We start from the raw sequence: 18,954 nt of genomic DNA, 5'->3' as shown, positions 1-18,954 counted from the left end.
GCAGAGGCCGGCATCCGAGATGGACCAACAGGTCTCGTGGGCTCGGAGATGTGTTTAAGAAGAAGGGTTCAGCGGGCGGCGCGGCCCTTGGACTGTTCGTACAGCGGCAGCACCTGCTGGGCGGCAGCCTGCAGGTCGGTGATGCGCGATGCGGCCGAGGGGTGGGTCGACAGGATCTCCGGCGGCGCGCTGCCGCTGTCGGCCGCCCCCATCTTCTGCCACAGCGTCACGGCCGCACGCGGATCGAAACCGGCCCGGGCCGCCAGTTCGACGCCCATGCGGTCGGCTTCGGTTTCGTGGGTACGGCTGTTGGGCAGGGTGAACATCACGCTGGTGAGTTGCCCGCCCAGGTCCGACGCGGCGCTGGAGCCCGTGGCGATGGACAGCACCTGCAAGCCCAGGTTGGTGGCCATCTGCTGCGACACGCGCTCACGCGCATGTTCGCGCAGCGCATGCGAGATTTCGTGGCCCAGCACGGCCGCCAGTTCGTCATCGGTGGGCTTGATCTTGTTGATCAGCCCCGTGTAGACGGCGATCTTGCCGCCCGGCATGCACCAGGCGTTGATCTCGTCGCTGGTCAGCACGTGGACTTCCCATTTCCAGCCCGACGCATCCGGGCGGAACACGCCCGCTTGCGCGATCAGGCGCTGCGAAATGCTGCGCACCCGGGCCACTTGCTGGGCATCGCGATCCAGCAGATTCTTGGCCTGGGCCTGCTTGAGGATGTCGGCGTACTGCTGGTTGGCTTCCTGCTCGAGCGCCTGCGACGGCACCATGCTGGACATGTATTGCGTGCGGTTCACGCCAATGGCGCCCGACTGAGTGGTGTTCATGCCCGAGCAACCGGCCAATACGGCCAGGCCCAAGACGGCCGCCAAGCGGCGCAACGGATAGCGGTTACGGCTCATGTCGGCCTCCAGCAGTTGCAAAAAATCAGGGACTTGCCAGCCGTTCAGGCCCGATCGCCGCACTGCCCGCGATGCCGCAGGGCGTGGTCGATCAGCACCAGGGCCAGCATGGCTTCGGCGATAGGCGTGGCTCGAATGCCGACGCAGGGATCGTGGCGGCCCAGCGTCTGCACCATGACGGGTTCGTTGGCCCGGTTGACCGAGCGGCGCTCGACCCGGATGCTGGACGTGGGCTTGATGGCCAGCGACACCGTCACCGGCTGGCCGGTGGAAATCCCGCCCAGCACGCCGCCGGCGTGGTTGGTCAGGAAACCGTCGGGCGTGATTTCATCGCCATGCTCGGAGCCGCGCTGCGCGATGCAGTCGAAACCCGCGCCGATGGACACGCCCTTGACGGCGTTCAGGCCCATCATCACGTGGGCGATGTCGGCATCCAGGCGATCGTAGATGGGCTCGCCCCAGCCGGCCGGCAGGTTCTCGGCCACGACCTCGATGCGCGCGCCGACCGAATCACCGTCGCGGCGCAACTGGTCCATATAGGCTTCCAGTTCGGGCACGACCTCGGCGTTGGGCGCGTAGAACGGGTTGTTCGGCACCTCGTCCCACGACACGAACGGAATCGGAATGGGGCCCAATTGGCTCATGTAGCCACGCACCTTCACCCCGTACTGCTCGGCCAGCCACTTCTTGGCCACGGCGCCCGCGGCCACGGTGGGCGCGGTCAGGCGGGCCGACGAACGGCCGCCGCCGCGCGGGTCGCGCAGGCCGAACTTGCGCCAGTAGGCGTAGTCGGCGTGGCCGGGCCGGAACGTGTCGGTGATGTTGGAATAGTCTTTGCTGCGCGCATCGGTGTTGCGGATGAGCAGGCCGATGGGCGTGCCGGTGGTCAGGCCTTCGTAGACGCCGGACAGGATCTCGACCTGGTCGGCTTCCTGGCGCTGGGTGACGTGGCGCGACGTGCCGGGGCGGCGGCGGTCCAGTTCGAGCTGGATGTCGGCGGCATCCAGGGACAGTCCCGGCGGACAGCCATCGATGACGCAACCGATGGCCGGCCCGTGGGATTCGCCAAAATTCGTGACGGTGAACAAGGTACCGAGGGTATTGCCGGGCATAGGAAGTCAACAGGTCGGGAGGTTGCAAGCAACCCCGATTATGACACCGCCGAGGCCAAAGCCTGAATCTCGGCGGCCGGCGCCGGGCGTCCCAGCAGGAATCCCTGCATCACGCGGCAGCCCAGCGACTTGAGGATTTCGCGTTGCCCTTCGGTTTCGACGCCTTCGGCCACCACCGGCAGGTGCATCGCCTGGCACAACCCGAACAAGGCGGACACCACCTCGCGGCTGCCGGCATCGGATTCCAGCGCCGAAATGAAGCTGCGGTCGATCTTGACCCAGTCGATGGGCAGATGACGCAAGTGGTTCAGGCTGGAATAGCCGCAACCGAAATCGTCCAGCGCCACGCCGATGCCCTTGGCGCGCAACGTGTTCAGGATCTTCACGTGGCGCTCGTAGTGCATGATGAAAATGGATTCGGTGATCTCCAGCACCAGCTTGCGCGGCGCCAGGCGGGTCGACGCCAGCACGTCGGACACCAGTTGCACCAGGCTGTCCTCGTTCATCTGCTTGACCGACAGATTCACGTGCACCCGCCAGGCGGCCGGCCATAAAGCGGCCTGCGAGCAGGCACGCTCGAGTATCCAGGCGCCCAGCGGCACGATCAGGCCGCTGCGCTCGGCCAGCTCGATCGTCACCGCGGGCGACACGCTGCCCAGCTCCGGGTGATGCCAGCGCAACAGCGCCTCGCAACCCTGCACCACGCCCGTGCCGCTGTCGCAGACCGGCTGGTAATACAGTTCGAACTGGTCCATGGACGCCGTGGTCAGCGCCAGGCGCAGGTCGTTTTCCAGCCCTTGCTGGTCGCGCTGGCGGGCCAGCATGCGAAAGTCGAACATGTTCCAGCCCGGACCGCCCCGTTCTTTCAGCGGCACCATCGCGACCTGCACGCAGCGTTGCAATTCTTCCACACTGCGGCCGTGGTCCGGATACAACGCCGCCCCCACGCGAAACACCGCGATCAGAGGCCGGCCGCCCAGTTCGTAGGGCACCGACAGGTCTTCCAGCAGCTTGGCCGACACCAGTGCCGCCCCCTGCTCGTCCACCTCGGGAATGCAAAGCGTGAACGTGTCCGTGCCGCTGCGGGCCACCATGCCCCCCAGGGCGCGCGTGAGCAGGCTGAGGCGGTCAGCGACCATCACCAGCAGGGTCTGGTCTTCGCCTGCGCGCAGCATCGCGCTGATCTCGGCATACTGGTCAAAACTGACCAGGAAAAACGCACCAATGCCGCGCGTCCCCGTGCGGGCGCGCGCGATACCCAGGGACTCGCGGTCCGCCTGCGCCACGCCCCCCGGGCCGAATGCGCCCCGGCCCGACGCCTTGTCCGCCTGGTTCAACCAGGCGCGCGCGCGGCGATGCAGCTCCCGCTGGCTCAGGACACCGGTCAATTCGTCACGCGTCAGTCGCCCGCGCAGGACACGCTCCCGGCGGACGAAAAACAAACTTATCGCTGCAAGTGCGCCCGCGAGCGTCAGGCACAGTGCGAGCAGGTAACTCTCACGCACGGAGCCCCCTATCTAGAAACCCTTGGCGTTGTGGTCCGGAAAGAAACCCAAGGGCTGTAACATTTTTTAAATTATGCATTATTTTCGCAAAAAAACGCCACACTTCAGGAGCAACGCGCTCCTTTTCCTTCGATTCCTGCCCTGCTCTGGTTGCTCGCTTGGGGTCATGACGGTCCTTGGATAGCAGTCGCTGGCCGGTCCTTTGCGCCATGCCGTGCCCTTACTACGACAGCCGGAACCCTAAAATTAATACGGCCTGTCTCAATAGTTATCATCCGGGCAATTATCACGAACGAAATAATTGCACAGGTTGTCTGATATCGCAGGTGATTTCGTAATATTCTGTATGTTCTGTGACATGCGGAATTACAGCGTACGCGACGACACTGAGGTATTAGTAACGTGTGTCACGTTTCTTATCCAGCATTTTTCCCGATCAGGCACGCTCGCGGCCTGACGTTCCCCCTTTTACTGGCAGGCCGGCATTGCGCGGCACCGGCAACGGTGCGGGCCACGAAGGGAACCCCTACTCCATGTCCACATTACGCCGGCTGATCCTCTGCACCGCCCTCCTGATTGCCTTCATTTTGCTCGGTGCGCAGGCGCTGGGGATGCTGGCCGCCCACCGCTACCTGAACACCCAGCTGGCCCAGCAGGGCCAGGCGGGTGCCAGCGCCCTGGCGTGGGCGCTGTCCCACACCGCGGGGGGCACGCAAGACCAGGTCAAACTGGCCGATGAACTGTTCGGTGCCGGCCTGTATTCCCTGGTCAAGATCAATGCGGAAAACGGGGACACCATAGCGGAGCGCCGCAGCGCCTCGCCTGGCCAACCCGGACGGGCACACGACTGGCGCGATGGCTGGTTGACCATGCAGGCCCCCGCCGCCACCCTGCCCTTTGTCGCGCCGGATGGCCGCCCGATGGGCACGGTCACCGTGCAGGCGGATGCCCGGCTGGCCCGGGACACGCTCTGGCAAGGCGGCGTACGCGTCATCGGCCTGGTGCTGGCTGCGGGCGTCTTCTGGACGCTGTTCGCCGTCAACCTGATGCGCTGGATCGAAGCGCGCACCTCGCGCGACATCTGCGAACGGGTGCGGGCACTGGCGCCGGGTGGCGAGGCGGCGCCCAACCGCGCGTGCGGACTGGCGGGCGTGGACCAGGCCCTGGTCGACGCCCAGCGCAAGGTGGCCGCGACGGTGCAGGAACAGAACGCACGCATCGAATCGCTGCAAAGCGAGATCTCGCGCGACGCGGTCACCCGTCTGCCGAACCGCAAGTACTTCATCGACCATTTCCGGGTCGAGCTTGCCAGCCAGGAACCGGACGCGGGCGGCCACATCCTGCTGTTTCGCCAGCGCGACCTGGCGCAGATCAACCGTCACCTGTCGCGCGCCTTCACCGACCAGTGGCTGCGGTCCTCGTCCGACCGCCTGCGTAAACTGGTCGACGGCTCCGGCGGTCCGACAGCCGTGCTGGCGCGCATCGGCGGCTCGGACTTCGCGCTGCTGATGCCCCGTACTTCGGCGCCCCAGGCCGGCCTGCTCGCCGAGCGGGTGCGACGCGAATTGCGGTCGCTGCGGGTGCCGATGGACAAACGCGGCTGGTGCCGCTGGGCGCTGGCGATGGCCGCCTACGCCCCCGGCGACAGCATGAGCGACACGCTGGCGCGCCTGGACCATGCCCTGATGTGCGCGGAAAGTGCCGATGACGACCAGATCTCGCCGGCAAGCCAGGCCGCCGACAGCACCCGCATCGGCGAATACAGCTGGCACGATGCGCTGTCCACCGCCCTGGAGCAGCACCGCTTTTCCCTCTCGGTGCAGCCCTTGGCGGACGTGGCAGGCAGGCTGTTGCAGCACGAGGGCCGCCTGACCCTGCACGATGCTGCCGGAGCCGACCCGGTCCCGGCCTCGATCTTCATGCCGCCGGCGGTGCGTCTGGGGCTGTCGGCCGAATGCGATATCCAGGCGATCCGCCTCGGGCTGGACTGGCTGTATACCCACCCCGACGCCTTGACCGTGCATGTTTCGCGCGCCTCATTGGCCCAAGGGGCTTTCCTGGCGCGACTGGAACGCATGCTGGCCGACCGGCCCGCCCTGACGGCACGCCTGATCGTCGAAGTCGATGCCGAGGCGTTGGTGGAACACGGCGCCGACATGCAACAGTTGTGCCGAATCGTCACCCAGGCCGGCGGCCGCGTGGGGCTGTCACGCCTGTCCCGGCAATTCGGGGCCATGGAGCACTTGCACGAATACCCGGTGTGCTACGTGAAACTGTGCGGGGGATTCATCACCGGCATCCTGCACAGCCCGGGCAGCCAGCACCTGGCGGCAACGGTCGTCGCCACGGCGGTGTCGCTGAACATGGATGTGTACGCGGAAGACGTGCCCGACCCCGCCACCCAGGCCATCCTCGAGAAAATCGGCGTCCGCGCAATTCGTGGCGCTGTCGTAAACTTCGCCCGCGCGCACGACCTCGCGCCTGACCACCAATGGGTTCCTAGTTGACGGAAGGCTTGTTTCTTCGCACCCTTCGGCGCTTTCGCCACCGCCGCGCAAGCCGCACGACGCCTGCGCAACGCGGCTGGCCAGCCTGGCTGGCAGGCGCCGTGCTGTGGCCCGGCCCATTGATGGCGGCAGGGCCGGCCACGTCCTACCCCGAGCTTCAGGCCGCCCTGGTCGCCGGCGTCGCCTTGGCGTGCGCGGTGGCCTTTCTCACCACTTGGGCCTATACAAGGGCAGCCAGCTACGGCGCCGCGCTCGCGTTCGTGCTGGTGGAGGGCGTCTTGCGCGTGCAGCCCTTGCTGTTTCCGGCCGGCGCCTTGCAGGCGGGCTCTTTCGCTGCCCTCCTGGCCTTGTCCGTCCCCCTGATTTCCGGCAGCCCCGTCGCCGCCCGCCTGGCAACGGCATGCCGCTGGGCCTGCATCGCGTTGACCGGCCTGGCGGCACTGGCACTGATCTTCGTCTATGACGCCGACGGCGGCATGTTGCCCGGCTTGATCGCCGCCGTCTGCGCCGCCGCCAGCGCAGCATTGGCAGCGTGGTTCCTGGCAGCGGCGGCCCGAGGCACCCCCCGCAGGATGGCCGCGCTGGCGCTGGGCGCAGCCTATGCGGTGTCGGCCTGGGTGCTGACGCAAGACGCGGTGCCCGGCCAGAGCGACGGCGCGCTGGCCCCCGAACTGGCGCGGCTGCTGCTGGTGCTGGCTGCCTTGCTGCTGGCGGGGCTGGATCCCAGGCACGCTCACGCAAGGCCCGCCCCCGCCGACGCCGACTCGCACGTCCAGGGCGACCTGCGGCTGGCCGAAATGGCCGGTGCGCTCGATACCCAGCGCCAGGTGAATGCCCTGATATCGCACGAGTTGAGGGCACCCCTGGCCACGATCAGCGCCGCCGCCCAGTCGCTGGACATGATCCTGTCCGGCAGCGGTGAAGCCGTCGACAACCGTCTGGCGCGCATCCATCGGTCCGTCACGCGCATGACCGAATTGATGGAACAGCTGCTGAACCAGGACCGCCTGGGCGAACACGCCTGGACCCCGCGCGCGGAACTGACCGACATGTCGGAACTGGTCGGCGACGTGGTGGCGGCGATGCAACCGGATACGGCGCATGCCTTGCTGCTGCAGACCGACGCCGACACCCTGCCCGTCTATTGCGACCGCCCGCTGACCAGCGTGGTCGTACGCAATCTCATCCACAACGCCATCAAGTATTCGCCAGCCAGCGAACCTATCCGCATCGAAACGGGACGGACAACCGAGAAGGATGCGCCCATGGCCTGGATGGCGGTCACCGACAGCGGCCCCGGCATCGGCGAAGAAGAACAGGCGCGCATCTTCGAGCCGCATTTCCGCCGCTCGGCGCACCGCGAAACTCAGGGAATGGGAATTGGCCTGTATCTGGCCCGGCGCATCTGCCAGAACCAGGGTGGCTCTCTGGTCATGCAAAGCAAGGTGGGCGTCGGCACGCGCTTCGTCATCACCCTGCCCGCGCGGCCGCCCGCGCCGGACGCGGCCAATCAGGCCGCGAACACGTAGCCCTGGCCGCGCACGGACAGCACGGGCAACTTCAGGCCCGCGCTTTGCGCCTTGGCGCGCAGGCGGCTCACCAGCACATCGATACGGCGCAGTTCAAACCCTCCGGGGCTGTCCGGCAGGAACAATTCGGCCAGCGCCTGGCGGCTGACGGCGGAACCCGCCGCGTCCATCAACGCCATCAGGAACGTGCGTTCCTGGGCGCTCAAATGCAGCGACGCGCCATCCGGCGCCACCAGGATCCAGCCGCCGTCCTGCAGCGACCACGCGGTATCGGCCGACGCACGCGTTTCGGCATCGGCGGGACGCGGCACCTTGGCCAGGCGCATGCGGCGGGCCAGGCTGCGGATGACGGAGCTGAGCTCCAGCAGGTCCACCGGCTTGGTCATGTAGACGTCGGCGCCGCCTTCCAACCCGCGCACCCGGTCTTCGAGCGCACTGCGCCCGGTCAGCATGACAATGCCTACCGGACTCAGCGCGCGCAGTCGCGTGGCCACCGAAAAACCGTCTTCACCAGGAAGATGGGCATCAAGGATGACGATATCGCAGGGCTGTTCCTGCAAGCGACGGTAAAAGGCCGCGGCGTTGTCACAAGCAAACGCCACACGGAAACCGTACCCACCGAGGCCCAACGCCAACTCCTCCCGGAAGTCCGCATCATCCTCAAGCAGGCCGATACACAGCAAACCATCTGCGCCAGGCATATTTAGAGTGCTTTATATTGAAAATTGTCGACAAATGCCCCAAGGACGGGGGTACCGTCCTGAGTGTCCCGCAGGCGACAATCTTACGACTTTTACAATGGAAACGAATGATTGCAGAGAAAAAAACCGCGTTTTTTCGTCTCAATGCGCCAACTTTCTACGATATCCCGCTCTAAAAAGACGTTTTGTCGTCAAGAACCGCTCAAAACGAACATCAAGACGAACAACTGACTTCAATGCCGTTGGCCCAATCCGGCGGCAGGGCCGCATACTTTTCGTACCCCGGCTGTTCCGTGAAGGGCGCGCGCAGCAGCTTCATCAGGGTATCGATCTCGCCGGCATCGCCCGTTTTCGCAGCGCGGATCGCCTCTTCGGCCAGGTGATTGCGCAATACATATAGCGGATTGACCCGGTTCATGGCGGCGGCGACTTCAGCGGCCGCCCGGCCGTCCTGGGCCTGGCGCGCCAACAGGCGGTCCAGCCAGGCCGCAGCGGCGGGCCGATCGATGAACAGGTCTTCGAACGGCGCGCGGTTGCCCGATACCGCATCGGCCAGCCGGCGCCAGCTCAGGGTGAAATCCGCCTGATTGGCGTCCATCAGCTTGAGCAGGTCGTCCAGCAAGGGCTCGTCCGCCGGGCGCCACGCGGCCAGCCCCAGCTTGGCGCCCATGCGGTCATGGAAGGCGCGGGTGAACACGCCTTCATACTCATCCAGCACGGCACGCAGGCCGTCGACGTCCTGCACCAGCGTATGCAGGCTGCCGCCCAGGCGATACAGGTTCCAGAGCGCCACCGACGGCTGCCGATTCCAGGAATAGCGGCCCTCGGAATCCGAATGGTTGCACACATGGCCCAGCCGGAAACCGTCCATGAAACCGTAGGGGCCGTAATCCAGCGTCAAGCCCAGGATCGACATATTGTCGGTGTTCATGACTCCGTGGCAAAAGCCCACGGCCTGCCAATCCGCCATCAACCGCGCGGTGCGGTGCGTGACTTCGCGCAGCAGGTTCCGCAACGGCGCGGCAGCGTCCTGGGGTTCGCCCGCCGGCGCGACCCGGCATTCGGGGTAGTAGCGGTCGATCACGTAGTCGGCCAGCGCCTTGAGCAGGTCCGGCTGGCGGCGCGATGACCAGTGTTCAAAGGAACCGAAGCGCACGAAACTGGGCGACATGCGCGTGACGATGGCCGCGGTTTCGACGGTTTCGCGCCAGACCGGGTCGTCCGAAGCCACCAGCGCCAGGGCACGCGTAGTCGGCACGCCCAGACCGTGCATGGCCTCGCTGGCCAGGTACTCGCGCACCGATGAACGCAGCACCGCACGGCCGTCGCCCATGCGGGAATACGGTGTCAGGCCCGCCCCTTTCAGTTGCAATTCCCAGGCGCCGGCCGGCCCCTGGATTTCGCCCAGCAGATGCGCGCGGCCATCGCCCAACTGGCCCGCCCAGACGCCAAACTGGTGGCCGCTGTACACCGCTGCCAGGGTGTCACCGCCCGGCAGCGGATCGGCGCCGGAAAAGACACGCAGGAATTCCGGCGTCTGCAGCACCGACGCGTCCAACCCGATCAGGGCGGCGGCTTCGGCGTTGGCGTGCAGCAAACGGGGATTGTTCAGGGGCTGCGGCGCCAGCCGCGTGTAGAACGCCGCTGGCAAGGCCGCAAACGAGTTGACGGCCTGCAGTTCGGACAGGGAATGAGCGTTCATGCGCGTTGGCTCCTGGCGGCCCGCTTGGCCGGCCGCACGTAGAAAATGGCGCTGAGGAAAAACACGGTGGACAGCAGGATCTCACCCCAGGCCATCAGGACCGACAACGGCGCCGGGTCGGACATCGCCCGCACCACGCCTTCCATCAGGTACAGCAGCGACAGCATCGCGGCCCACTGGTACGTGTAGAGATTGCCACGCAGGATGCCGCGCAGCGGCAACACCAGCGGCAAGGCCTTGAGCAGCATCCAGGAACCGCCCGGGCGCAGCGGCGCCACGACCGTTTCCCAGGTCACGCACAACACGATCAAGGCGAACAGCGACACCGATGCCGCCAGGCGCAAGCGGGGGTTGAGTTCAGGGTTCATGCTGCTATTATCGCCTGATGAACCGCCCCGCCGAGCCTGCCGCCGCCGCGCCGGCGGCCACCGAGCCCCCGCCCCCGCACGCTTCGTGGGGTGCGCGCGTGGGCCGCGCCTTCCTGTTCACCGCCCAGCGCGCCGACGAAGAAAAGCTGCTGCAGGTCGCCTCCAGCCTCACCTTCACCACGGTGCTGGCCATCGTGCCCATGCTGGCCGTGGTGCTGTCGCTGTTCACCGCCTTTCCCGTGTTCCAGGAATTCCGGGTCGCCCTCGAAGATTTCCTGACCAACAGCCTGATGCCGCCGTCCGTGTCGGACAACATCATGGAATACCTGAACCAGTTCGCTCGCCAGGCCTCGCGCCTGACCGCGATCGGCGGCGGCTTCCTGCTGGTCACGTCGCTGCTGCTCATCATGACCATCGACAAGGCCTTCAACGACATCTGGCACGTCACGCGCCAGCGGCCTTTGCCGCAGCGGGCCCTGGTGTACTGGGCCGTCATCACCCTGGGGCCCGTGGTGGCCGGTGCCAGCCTCTGGGCCACCTCGTTCGTGGCGCGCGAGTCGCTCGGGCTGGTGCGCGACGTGCCCGAAGTCGTCAGCGTCGCCATTTCTTTCATTCCGCTGGTGCTGACCGGCCTGGGCTTTGCGGCCCTGTTCGTGGTGGTGCCGAACCGCGATGTGCTGTGGCGCGATGCCCTGGTCGGCGGTTGCGTCACCGCCGTGGCGCTGGAAATCATGAAATCGGCGTTTGCCTACTACCTGACCCGTTTCCCCACCTATACCGTCATCTATGGGGCATTCGCCACGCTGCCCATTTTCCTGCTCTGGATCTACCTGTCGTGGCTGGCGGTGCTGCTGGGAGCCACCCTGGCCGCCACCGCCCCGCTCATCCGGCTGGGCCGCTGGGAATTCAACCGCTACCCCGGCGCGCCCTTCGTGGACGCCCTGGACGTGCTGCGCGTATTGCGCCGGGCCCAGTCCGAAAGCCCGCCCGGCCTGCCCGCCAACCGGCTGGCTTCCGGCCTGAAACTGCACCAGGACGAACTGAACGAGGTGCTCGAACGGCTCAGCGACATGGGTCTCATCACCCGCAGCCCGGACGACCTGTGGGTCCTGACCTGCGACGCCCGCGAGACATCCCTGGCGCCGGTCGTAGACCGATTCCTGCTGGATCGCGCCCAGCCGCGGGTGCGCGACGACCCCGAAATCCTCAAGGTCGCCTCGGCCGTGATTTCCCAGCAAAACACACCGACGCTGGAAGAACTTTGCGGAGAGGCGCAAAATACCGGAAATGGCATCGCCCCGGTCTTGCAGCTGGAAGCGAACAAGAAATAGCAAATAGCATCAGGGCGCGCTGCGCCCAGGAGAAACCGATGTTGAAGGTCAGCGAGATTCTGCGCGTCAAGGGAGACACGCTTTACACGGCTTCGCCGGACATGCCCGTGTCCCAGGCCGTGCAAACCATGAGCGAGCAGGATATCGGCTCGCTCGTCATCATGGAATTCGGCACCCTGACGGGCATGCTGACGTTCCGCGAGATCATCCGCCACATGCACGCGCATGGCGGCGCAGGCGAAACCACCATCCGGTCCATCATGGATGACGCCCCGGTCAGCGTGTCGCCCAACACCAGCGCCGACGAAGTCCAGCGCCTGATGCTCGAAAAGCACGCGCGCTACATTCCGGTCATGGACGGCCCGACCCTGATGGGCGTGATTTCCTTCTACGACATGGCCCAGGCCATCGTGGCGGCCCAGCAGTTCGAAAACAACATGCTCAAGGCCTACATCCGCGACTGGCCCGCCGAAAGCGCCGAACCGGCCAAGTCCTGAGTCCGGCCCGCGGACACTTACCGCGGACAGATACGGCCCCTGCTCAGGGGCCGTTATTTTTTGCCTGGATGCCTGGATTGAGTATCTGGCTTGGATATCCGGATCAGATACCCGCTGGCGCCGCCGTCAACGCGGCGCCGCGCATGTCCGGCGCGTGCCGTTGGCTGCGCCAGGCGTCATAGATCAGTGCCGGATTGTTCGCGGCCAACAAGGCCGGGTCCGACAGCATGCGGCGCCACCGGCGCGCGCCCGACTGACCATTCACCAGACCCAGCATGGGCCGCGTCATGACGCGCAGCGGCACGCCCTGCGCCACCTGGCGCGCGGCATATTCCATCATGGCGTCGACCACCTGTGCATCGCTGGGCAGCCGCACCGACGGCCACAGTTGCAACGACACTTCGGACAGCACCCGCGGCGTGTGCCAGGCCGCCCGGCCCAGCATGACGCCGTCAAAATCGGCGGCCGCCGCCACGGACTGGTCGGCATCGGCCAGCCCGCCATTCAAGACGAACACGCAGTCCGGGAAGTCCCGCTTCAACTGCCGCACCACGTCGTAGCGCAGCGGCGGAATTTCGCGATTGTCCTTGGGCGACAGGCCCTTGAGCACCGCGTTGCGGGCATGGGCCACGAATACCCGGCAGCCGGTGTCGTAGATCTTGCCGACGAAATCGCGCACGAAGGAATAGGACTCGTCGTAGTCCAGCCCCAACCGGTGCTTGACGGTGACGGGGATGTCCACGGCGTCCTGCATGGCCTTGATGCAGTCGGCCACCAGGTCTGGCTCGGCCATCAGGCAGGCGCCGAAAGCGCCCTTCTGTACCCGTTCAGATGGGCAACCGCAATTCAGGTTGATCTCGTCATAGCCCCACTGGCGGCCCAGCTTGGCCGACTGCGCCAGTGCGTCCGGCTCGCTGCCGCCCAGTTGCAGGGCGACCGGGTGCTCGGCTTCGTCGAAGTCCAAGTGACGGGCGACATTGCCGTACAGCAGCGCGCCGGTGGTGATCATTTCGGTGTACAGACGTGCGCGCGGGGCCAGCAGCCGATGGAAATAGCGGCAGTGCCGGTCGGTCACGTCAATCATCGGGGCGACACACAGCCGCCAGTCGGGGGAGTCCAAGAATCGCTCAGTAAAACAAGGGGATGCGGTATTTTACGGTGCTTGGCCGGTTTATGTCCGGCAGGCCGATTGCGCGGGCGGTGAACCCCTGCCGCCCATGTGGTCTAAAATTGCGCCGCCACCGCGTACAGCCAAGTCCGCCCGCCCGTTAACTCCCCTCTTTCCGTACATCAATGGCCGTATTCACCCCCGTATCCGACGACGACGCGCGCGCCCTGTTGGCGCATTTCGACCTGGGCGAGTTCGTCTCGCTGCGGGGGATCACGGCGGGCATCGAAAACACCAATTATTTCCTGTACACGAGCCGCGGCGAGTATGTGCTGACGCTGTTCGAGGTGCTGACGCAGGCGCAACTGCCGTTCTATATCGAGCTGATGTACCACCTGGCCAGCCGCGGCATCCCCGTACCGCAGCCGCAGACGCTGCGCGACGGCACCCGCCTGACCACCCTGCACGGCAAGCCCTGCGCCATCGTTTCGCGCCTGCCCGGCGGCTACGAGCCCGCGCCCGGCGCCGCCCATTGCGCCCTGATCGGCGCCACCCTGGCCCGCGCCCACCTGGCCGGGCAGGACTTCCCGATCCAGCAGCCCAACCTGCGCGGCCTGTCCTGGTGGGTCGAGACCGCCCCCAAGGTCATGCCCTTCCTGGAAGCCGGCCAGGCCCAACTGCTGCAGACCGAACTGGCCGACCAGCAAGCCGCCGCCGCCACCCCGGCATGGCAGACGCTGCCCGCGGGCCCGGCCCACTGCGACCTGTTCCGCGACAACGTGCTGTTCGCCGGCACGTTCGAAGATCCCCTCATGGGCGGCATCATCGATTTCTATTTCGCCGGCTGCGACACCTGGCTGTTCGACGTGGCCGTCAGCGTCAACGACTGGTGCATCGAACGCGACACCGGCGAGTTCATCCCCGAGCTGGTCCAGTCCTGGCTGGCCGCCTATGCCCAGGTACGGCCCTTCACCGATGCCGAACGCCAGGCCTGGCCGCTGATGCTGCGTGCGGCCGCCCTGCGCTTCTGGCTGTCCCGCCTGTACGACTATTTCCTGCCGCGCCCGGCCCAGACGCTCAAGCCGCACGACCCCCGTCATTTCGAAAGAGTGTTGCAGGCGCGCCACCGCGCGGGCCTGCCAGTATTGCCGTAACGGTTACGCCCCCCATAATGGGGGTAGCACGTCCCTTATTGAGAGATCACTCCCCAAGAGAGCCATGCAAGCAGCATTCCTCCCCGCGTCCTCCGGCTGGCAATGGGTCCGAGACGGCTTCCGTCTGTTCCGCAAGCAACCCCTGGCCATGTACACCTGGGCGCTGGTCAACAGTCTCCTGGTCATATTTGCGTTCGCGGCACAGATTGTCGGCCCGATCCTGTTCATCGCCCTGATGCCGTCCGTCACATTGATGAGCCTGGCGGCCTGCAAGCATGTCGAGGCAGACCGCGTGATGCTGCCCTCAATGTGGGCCAAACCGCTGAAACAGCCTGGCGTCTTCAGGAAGCTGTTCCTGATGGGTCTGCTGTACGCCGCCGTCAGCCTGATCGCCGGCCTGGCCACCTTCCTGCCCTTCTCGGCCGCTTTCGCCGAAGGCATGCGCATCGCGTCCATCGAAAACAGCATGGAACCCATCCTGCAGGCGCTGCGCACCCCGCTCATCATCTTCACGGTGCTGTACGTCATCATCGCAGCGCTGTTCTGGTATGCGCCCGTGCTGGTGGCCTGGCATGGGCTGCGCCTGACGCAAGCCTTGTTCTTCTCCGGCATCGCCTGCTGGCGCAATAAATGGGCCTTCCTGGTGTACGCCGCCACCTGGGTCCTGATCGCCCTGTTCCTCGATCTGTGCTCGGGCCTGCTCGTCTACATCGGCCTGTCACCCCAATTTGCCAGCACGCTGCAGATTCCGTTCACGATTGCGGCGGCGGGCGTGTTCTATTGCAGCTTCTATCCGTCGTATACCGCCGTGTTCGGCATCAATAACACCAGCCCGAACCTCGACAACGGCCACAGCGCCCAGGCATAGCGCCAGCCTGCGGGGCGCCAGCGCCCTGCAGACCTTCACCACCCGCCCGTCGCGCGACACGAAAGCCACGTCAATGGCGTGGCGCATGCCAAACGTATGCACCGCCCAGCACGGGGCCAGCAAAATACCCGACCGCGGCCCCGGCGGGCGGCGGCCCAGCAGCCCGCGCATCCTGCCCATCCACCCGGTCACCCGCAGCAATCGCAACCGCCGGCGCGGCAAGGGGCGGCGCCCGCTCATTGCGCCCCCTGAAGCAGCTGGATCGCAATCGGAAACCCCAGCACGATGAACGTACAGGGGAAGATGCAGGCAATCAACGGCAGCAACATCTTGACCGGCGCCTGCATGGCCAATTGCTCCGCGCGCACGTGGCGATCATTGCGGCTCTGCGCCGCCTGGGCCCGCAGCACGGGACCCAAACTGATGCCCAAGGCGTCCGCCTGAGCCAGCGCAGCGGCCCAATTGCGCGCCAGCGGGCTATCGCAGCGCTCGGCCAGGGCCTTGATGGCCGCCGTCCGGGAGACCCCCGCGCGCATGTCTGCCAGCGCGCCCGCCAACGCATCCCGCAAGGGGCCCTTGGGGCCACTGGCGGCCGCCAGTTGCAAGGCGCCGTGCACGCTCAGCCCGGCCTCGACGCAAAGGGTCATCATGTCGAACACGAACGGCAGGTCGCGTTCGACACTGCGGCGCCGTTGGTTCCCCAGCCCCCGCAACCACAGACCAGGCCAGGCGCTGGCGGCCAACGCCGCCGCGGCAGCCCACGGCGCCCAGGCCAGCAGGCCCCCCTCCGTCAGCTTCAATGCCAATGCCGCGGCCACGCCCGCCCCGCCCACGCCCGCGGTCACGCTCAAGGCAGCCATGTGTTCGTAGCGGATGTCCGCAGGCAGAGCGGCCCGCTCGATGGCGCCGGCCAAGCGACGGCGCCATCGCCACGAACACAGCGGCGCCACCAGAGGTGCCACGGCACAAACCCAGGGCCAGGCCATGCGCCACCACCACGGCATTGCGCTGGCCACGGCTGGTTCATCCAGCAACAAGGGCCGCAGGAAGATCCAGGCCCCCCAGGCCGCCCCCAGCGCCGCCAGCAATACCCCTACATTCAGCCACATGCATTGACTCCGCTCAGAAATCAATCCGGACGATGCGCCGGATCAGCAATACGCCAGCCGTTTCCAGCACCGCCACGATGGCCAGCACCGCCCAGCCCATCGGCGTACGCCACAACAAGCCCATGATTTCGGGTTCCAGGCGGTCCAGCACGGCCAGAAGCAACAGCGGCAGAGCGCCGACGATCCAGGCCTGCATGCGCCCCTGGGACGTCAGGGCTCTGAGCTTGGCCTGCAGCTGCAATCGGGCGCGAACGGTCTGGGCAATGCTCTCGAGGGCCTCGGCAAGGTTGCCGCCGGTCTGCGCGGCAATACGCATCGCCGCCACGACCAGGGAGGTGGAGTCCGCCGCCATGCGCACGTTCAGGTTTTCCAGCGCCTGGTCCCAGGGCACCCCCAACCGTTGTTCGCGCAGCATCAGGCCGAATTCCTGGGCCAGCGGCGCGGCACCCTGATCCACCATATGGCGCAAGCCGGTCGTCAACGCCACCCCCGCGCGCAGCGCGGAGGCCAGCATCAGCAACGCCATCGGCAGTTGCTGCTCGAAGCGGCGGGCACGTCGACGCCGCAATCCGTCAACCAGCATGCGGGGGGCACGCAGGGCCGCCAGACCGGTCACGGCAGCAATGATGCCGCTGGCGGTCGCGGCAAATGCCACCGTGGCCACCAACACCGCCCCGGCTATCGCAGCCATCCACAATTGCGCGGGGTCGATGAACAGGAACAACTCGCTCAACCTCACGCCCGCTTCCTGCGTGTACAACTCGCGATAGCGCCGTAGCGCCGGCGTGAACCAGCTTTGGGCCTGCCAGGCCAGCACCATCACGCACACCATTGCCCCGCCGGCCGCCAGCCAGATCATGCCAGGCCCGTCGAATAGCCAGGTGTCACGCCACCGGCTTCGCGTGCGCCGGAGAACCACTCGGCTTGCAGCACCGCTTCGGCCTCCCGCCATTCCTGGGCAAAGCTGGGCAAGGCCCCACAGCCGGTGAAGCCACCGGCCCTTTCGTGCCGGAACAATTCTTGCAGCTGGATGCGGCCGCTTTCCATGCCGGTGACTTCCGCCACCGACGTCACCACGCGGTGCCCATCGGCCAGCCGCGCCTGCTGCACGATGATGTCGATGCTGGCGGCGATGTGCTCGCGCACCACCGCCAGAGGCAGGTCAAGCCCTGCCATCAGGATCATCGACTCCAGCCGTGCCAGCGCATCGCGGGTGGAATTGGCGTGCAACGTGGTCAGCGAACCTTCGTGACCGGTATTCATGGCGGTCAGCATGTCGAAGGCCTCGGCCCCGCGGCATTCGCCGACCACGATCCGATCCGGACGCATGCGCAAGGCATTGCGCACCAGTTCGCGGATATCGATACGGCCGCGGCCTTCCTGGTTGGCCGGCCGCGCCTCCAGCGCCACGAGATGCTCGTGGTTCAAGCGCAGCTCGGCGGCATCTTCGATCGTGACGACGCGTTCGCCGTCGGGGATTTCATTGGACAGGATATTCAGGAGCGTGGTCTTGCCGGAACCCGTCCCGCCAGACACCACCAGGTTCTTGCGCATGCGCACGCACAGGGCAAGGAACTGCGCCATGGCGTCGTTCAACGACCCGGTCGCCAGCAGGTCCGACATGCCCGGCCGCCGCTGGGGAAACTTGCGGATGGTCAGGCTTGCGCCCTTCAATGCCACCGGGGGAATGATGGCATGCACCCGCGACCCATCCGGCAAACGCGCATCCACCATCGGCGAGCTTTCGTCGATGCGGCGGCCCAACGGTGTCACGATCCGCTCGATCACCCAGCGTACGGACTGCTCGCTGGTGAAGACGCCCGCATGGCGCCATAGCCTGCCTTCGCGTTCGACGTAGATTTCGTCATAGCGGTTGACCATGATTTCGGTAATGCCGGGCGAGGCCAGCAAAGGCTCGAGCGGCCCCAGCCCCACGGCTTCGTCAAGCACATCGCGGCAGAGCGCCGCGCGGTCCGCGCCGGGCGGCAGGTCGCCGTCATCGGCCACGATCTGCGTCAGCAGCCGTTCGGCTTCAGCGCGCAACACGGCATCGCTCATGCCGGCGACATCGCGCCGCCGCAAGTCCAGCGCCCCCAGCAATGCCGTATGCAAGCGCCGCCGTTGCTGCAAGGAGGGCAACGACGACGAAACCGGAAGCAGCGGCGCCTCGAATTGCGACGCCGGGGGTGCCACCTGGTGCGCAATCGCTGCGGCAGGTTCGGGTGCACGGCCATTCTCGTCCGGCTGTGCCACCGTCACGCGCAGGCGACATGGCCCGATGAGAATCTCGTCGTCGGGCAGCACCGGGGCATGGCGCACCACCCGCTGGCCGTTGACGAGCGTACCGCCCAAGGTGCCCAGGTCTTCGAGCACGATCATCGATGCTTCGCGCAGCAAGCGCGCATGTTGGCGTCCTACCCGCCAGTTGGCGATGCGCAAGCCGCATTGCGCCCCGCGGCCGATCACCAGAGGCGCGGCGACGGCAATCTTGCGACTGACGGCATCTTCATAGGTCATTTCTATTTCGAGCATCACGCTACTCCTGTTTGGCCGCG

Annotated in this window: 16 protein-coding genes and 1 pseudogene; 6 read left to right on the top strand and 11 right to left on the bottom strand. The window is 66.4% G+C overall.

Annotated features, from left to right (window positions below):
* Positions 1–68: 68 nt before the first annotated feature.
* Genes AC6LJ2_RS06270 through AC6LJ2_RS06260 form a run of 3 tightly spaced genes read right to left on the bottom strand, consistent with a single transcriptional unit; the run spans position 69 to position 3,525 of the window.
* Positions 69–908: a M48 family metallopeptidase gene (locus tag AC6LJ2_RS06270; protein WP_263913822.1), complete on the bottom strand. Its 840-nt coding sequence runs from the start codon at positions 906–908 to the stop codon at positions 69–71.
* Between the two features lie 44 nt (positions 909–952).
* Entirely contained in the window at positions 953–2,020 is a 1,068-nt protein-coding gene (aroC, locus tag AC6LJ2_RS06265; protein ID WP_263913821.1) for a chorismate synthase, read from the bottom strand.
* Between the two features lie 38 nt (positions 2,021–2,058).
* Positions 2,059–3,525, bottom strand: coding sequence for a putative bifunctional diguanylate cyclase/phosphodiesterase (locus AC6LJ2_RS06260; RefSeq protein ID WP_445658621.1), 1,467 nt, complete (start codon positions 3,523–3,525; stop codon positions 2,059–2,061).
* Between the two features lie 533 nt (positions 3,526–4,058).
* Here AC6LJ2_RS06260 and AC6LJ2_RS06255 point away from each other — a divergent pair.
* A complete protein-coding gene (locus AC6LJ2_RS06255; protein ID WP_263913819.1) occupies positions 4,059–6,032 on the top strand; it encodes an EAL domain-containing protein in 1,974 nt (657 codons plus the stop codon).
* 8 nt (positions 6,033–6,040) lie between these two features.
* Entirely contained in the window at positions 6,041–7,561 is a 1,521-nt protein-coding gene (locus AC6LJ2_RS06250) for a sensor histidine kinase (protein WP_498151028.1), read from the top strand.
* Here the strand turns inward: AC6LJ2_RS06250 and AC6LJ2_RS06245 are convergent.
* The 3 genes from AC6LJ2_RS06245 to AC6LJ2_RS06235 all read right to left on the bottom strand — a co-directional run bounded on the left by AC6LJ2_RS06245 (position 7,543) and on the right by AC6LJ2_RS06235 (position 10,332).
* Complete coding sequence (locus AC6LJ2_RS06245; RefSeq protein ID WP_025135298.1) at positions 7,543–8,262, bottom strand: response regulator transcription factor; 720 nt, start codon at positions 8,260–8,262, stop codon at positions 7,543–7,545. The two genes, AC6LJ2_RS06250 and AC6LJ2_RS06245, sit on opposite strands and share 19 nt — an antisense overlap.
* Before the next feature lie 214 nt (positions 8,263–8,476).
* On the bottom strand, positions 8,477–9,964 hold the full coding sequence (locus tag AC6LJ2_RS06240; protein WP_263913817.1) for a protein adenylyltransferase SelO: 1,488 nt from the start codon (positions 9,962–9,964) through the stop codon (positions 8,477–8,479).
* On the bottom strand, positions 9,961–10,332 hold the full coding sequence (locus AC6LJ2_RS06235) for a DUF2069 domain-containing protein (protein ID WP_498151027.1): 372 nt from the start codon (positions 10,330–10,332) through the stop codon (positions 9,961–9,963). Before AC6LJ2_RS06235 ends, AC6LJ2_RS06240 begins: the two co-directional genes overlap by 4 nt.
* A gap of 17 nt (positions 10,333–10,349) precedes the next feature.
* Between AC6LJ2_RS06235 and AC6LJ2_RS06230 the strand changes: the two genes are divergently transcribed.
* Both AC6LJ2_RS06230 and AC6LJ2_RS06225 read left to right on the top strand, forming a co-directional pair.
* Entirely contained in the window at positions 10,350–11,663 is a 1,314-nt protein-coding gene (locus tag AC6LJ2_RS06230; RefSeq protein WP_263913815.1) for a YihY family inner membrane protein, read from the top strand.
* A gap of 38 nt (positions 11,664–11,701) precedes the next feature.
* Positions 11,702–12,160 carry a CBS domain-containing protein gene (locus tag AC6LJ2_RS06225; RefSeq protein WP_025135294.1) on the top strand — a complete coding sequence of 153 codons (459 nt, stop codon included), beginning with the start codon at positions 11,702–11,704 and terminating at the stop codon, positions 12,158–12,160.
* A 103-nt stretch (positions 12,161–12,263) separates the two neighbouring features.
* Here AC6LJ2_RS06225 and dusA read toward each other — a convergent pair whose 3' ends face one another.
* Positions 12,264–13,280: a tRNA dihydrouridine(20/20a) synthase DusA gene (dusA, locus tag AC6LJ2_RS06220; RefSeq protein ID WP_263913814.1), complete on the bottom strand. Its 1,017-nt coding sequence runs from the start codon at positions 13,278–13,280 to the stop codon at positions 12,264–12,266.
* 173 nt (positions 13,281–13,453) lie between these two features.
* On the opposite strand from dusA, the gene AC6LJ2_RS06215 reads away from it, so the two are divergent.
* Positions 13,454–14,422: a homoserine kinase gene (locus tag AC6LJ2_RS06215; protein ID WP_445658618.1), complete on the top strand. Its 969-nt coding sequence runs from the start codon at positions 13,454–13,456 to the stop codon at positions 14,420–14,422.
* Positions 14,423–14,486: 64 nt separating this feature from the next.
* Positions 14,487–15,290: a BPSS1780 family membrane protein gene (locus tag AC6LJ2_RS06210; protein ID WP_263913812.1), complete on the top strand. Its 804-nt coding sequence runs from the start codon at positions 14,487–14,489 to the stop codon at positions 15,288–15,290.
* A gap of 6 nt (positions 15,291–15,296) precedes the next feature.
* Here AC6LJ2_RS06210 and AC6LJ2_RS06205 read toward each other — a convergent pair.
* The 4 genes and pseudogenes from AC6LJ2_RS06205 to AC6LJ2_RS06190 all read right to left on the bottom strand — a co-directional run.
* Positions 15,297–15,461, bottom strand: a pseudogene (locus AC6LJ2_RS06205) (DUF192 domain-containing protein); the annotation flags it as partial.
* Positions 15,462–15,526: 65 nt separating this feature from the next.
* Complete coding sequence (locus AC6LJ2_RS06200; RefSeq protein WP_498151026.1) at positions 15,527–16,399, bottom strand: type II secretion system F family protein; 873 nt, start codon at positions 16,397–16,399, stop codon at positions 15,527–15,529.
* A gap of 13 nt (positions 16,400–16,412) precedes the next feature.
* Entirely contained in the window at positions 16,413–17,258 is an 846-nt protein-coding gene (locus tag AC6LJ2_RS06195; RefSeq protein ID WP_498151025.1) for a type II secretion system F family protein, read from the bottom strand.
* Complete coding sequence (locus AC6LJ2_RS06190; RefSeq protein WP_498151024.1) at positions 17,255–18,931, bottom strand: TadA family conjugal transfer-associated ATPase; 1,677 nt, start codon at positions 18,929–18,931, stop codon at positions 17,255–17,257. The genes AC6LJ2_RS06195 and AC6LJ2_RS06190 overlap by 4 nt, the downstream gene beginning before the upstream one ends.
* Positions 18,932–18,954: the final 23 nt, after the last annotated feature.

This window comes from Achromobacter sp. 1014246743 (genome assembly GCF_059760725.1).
This window is presented reverse-complemented; position numbering and strand designations above follow the sequence as displayed.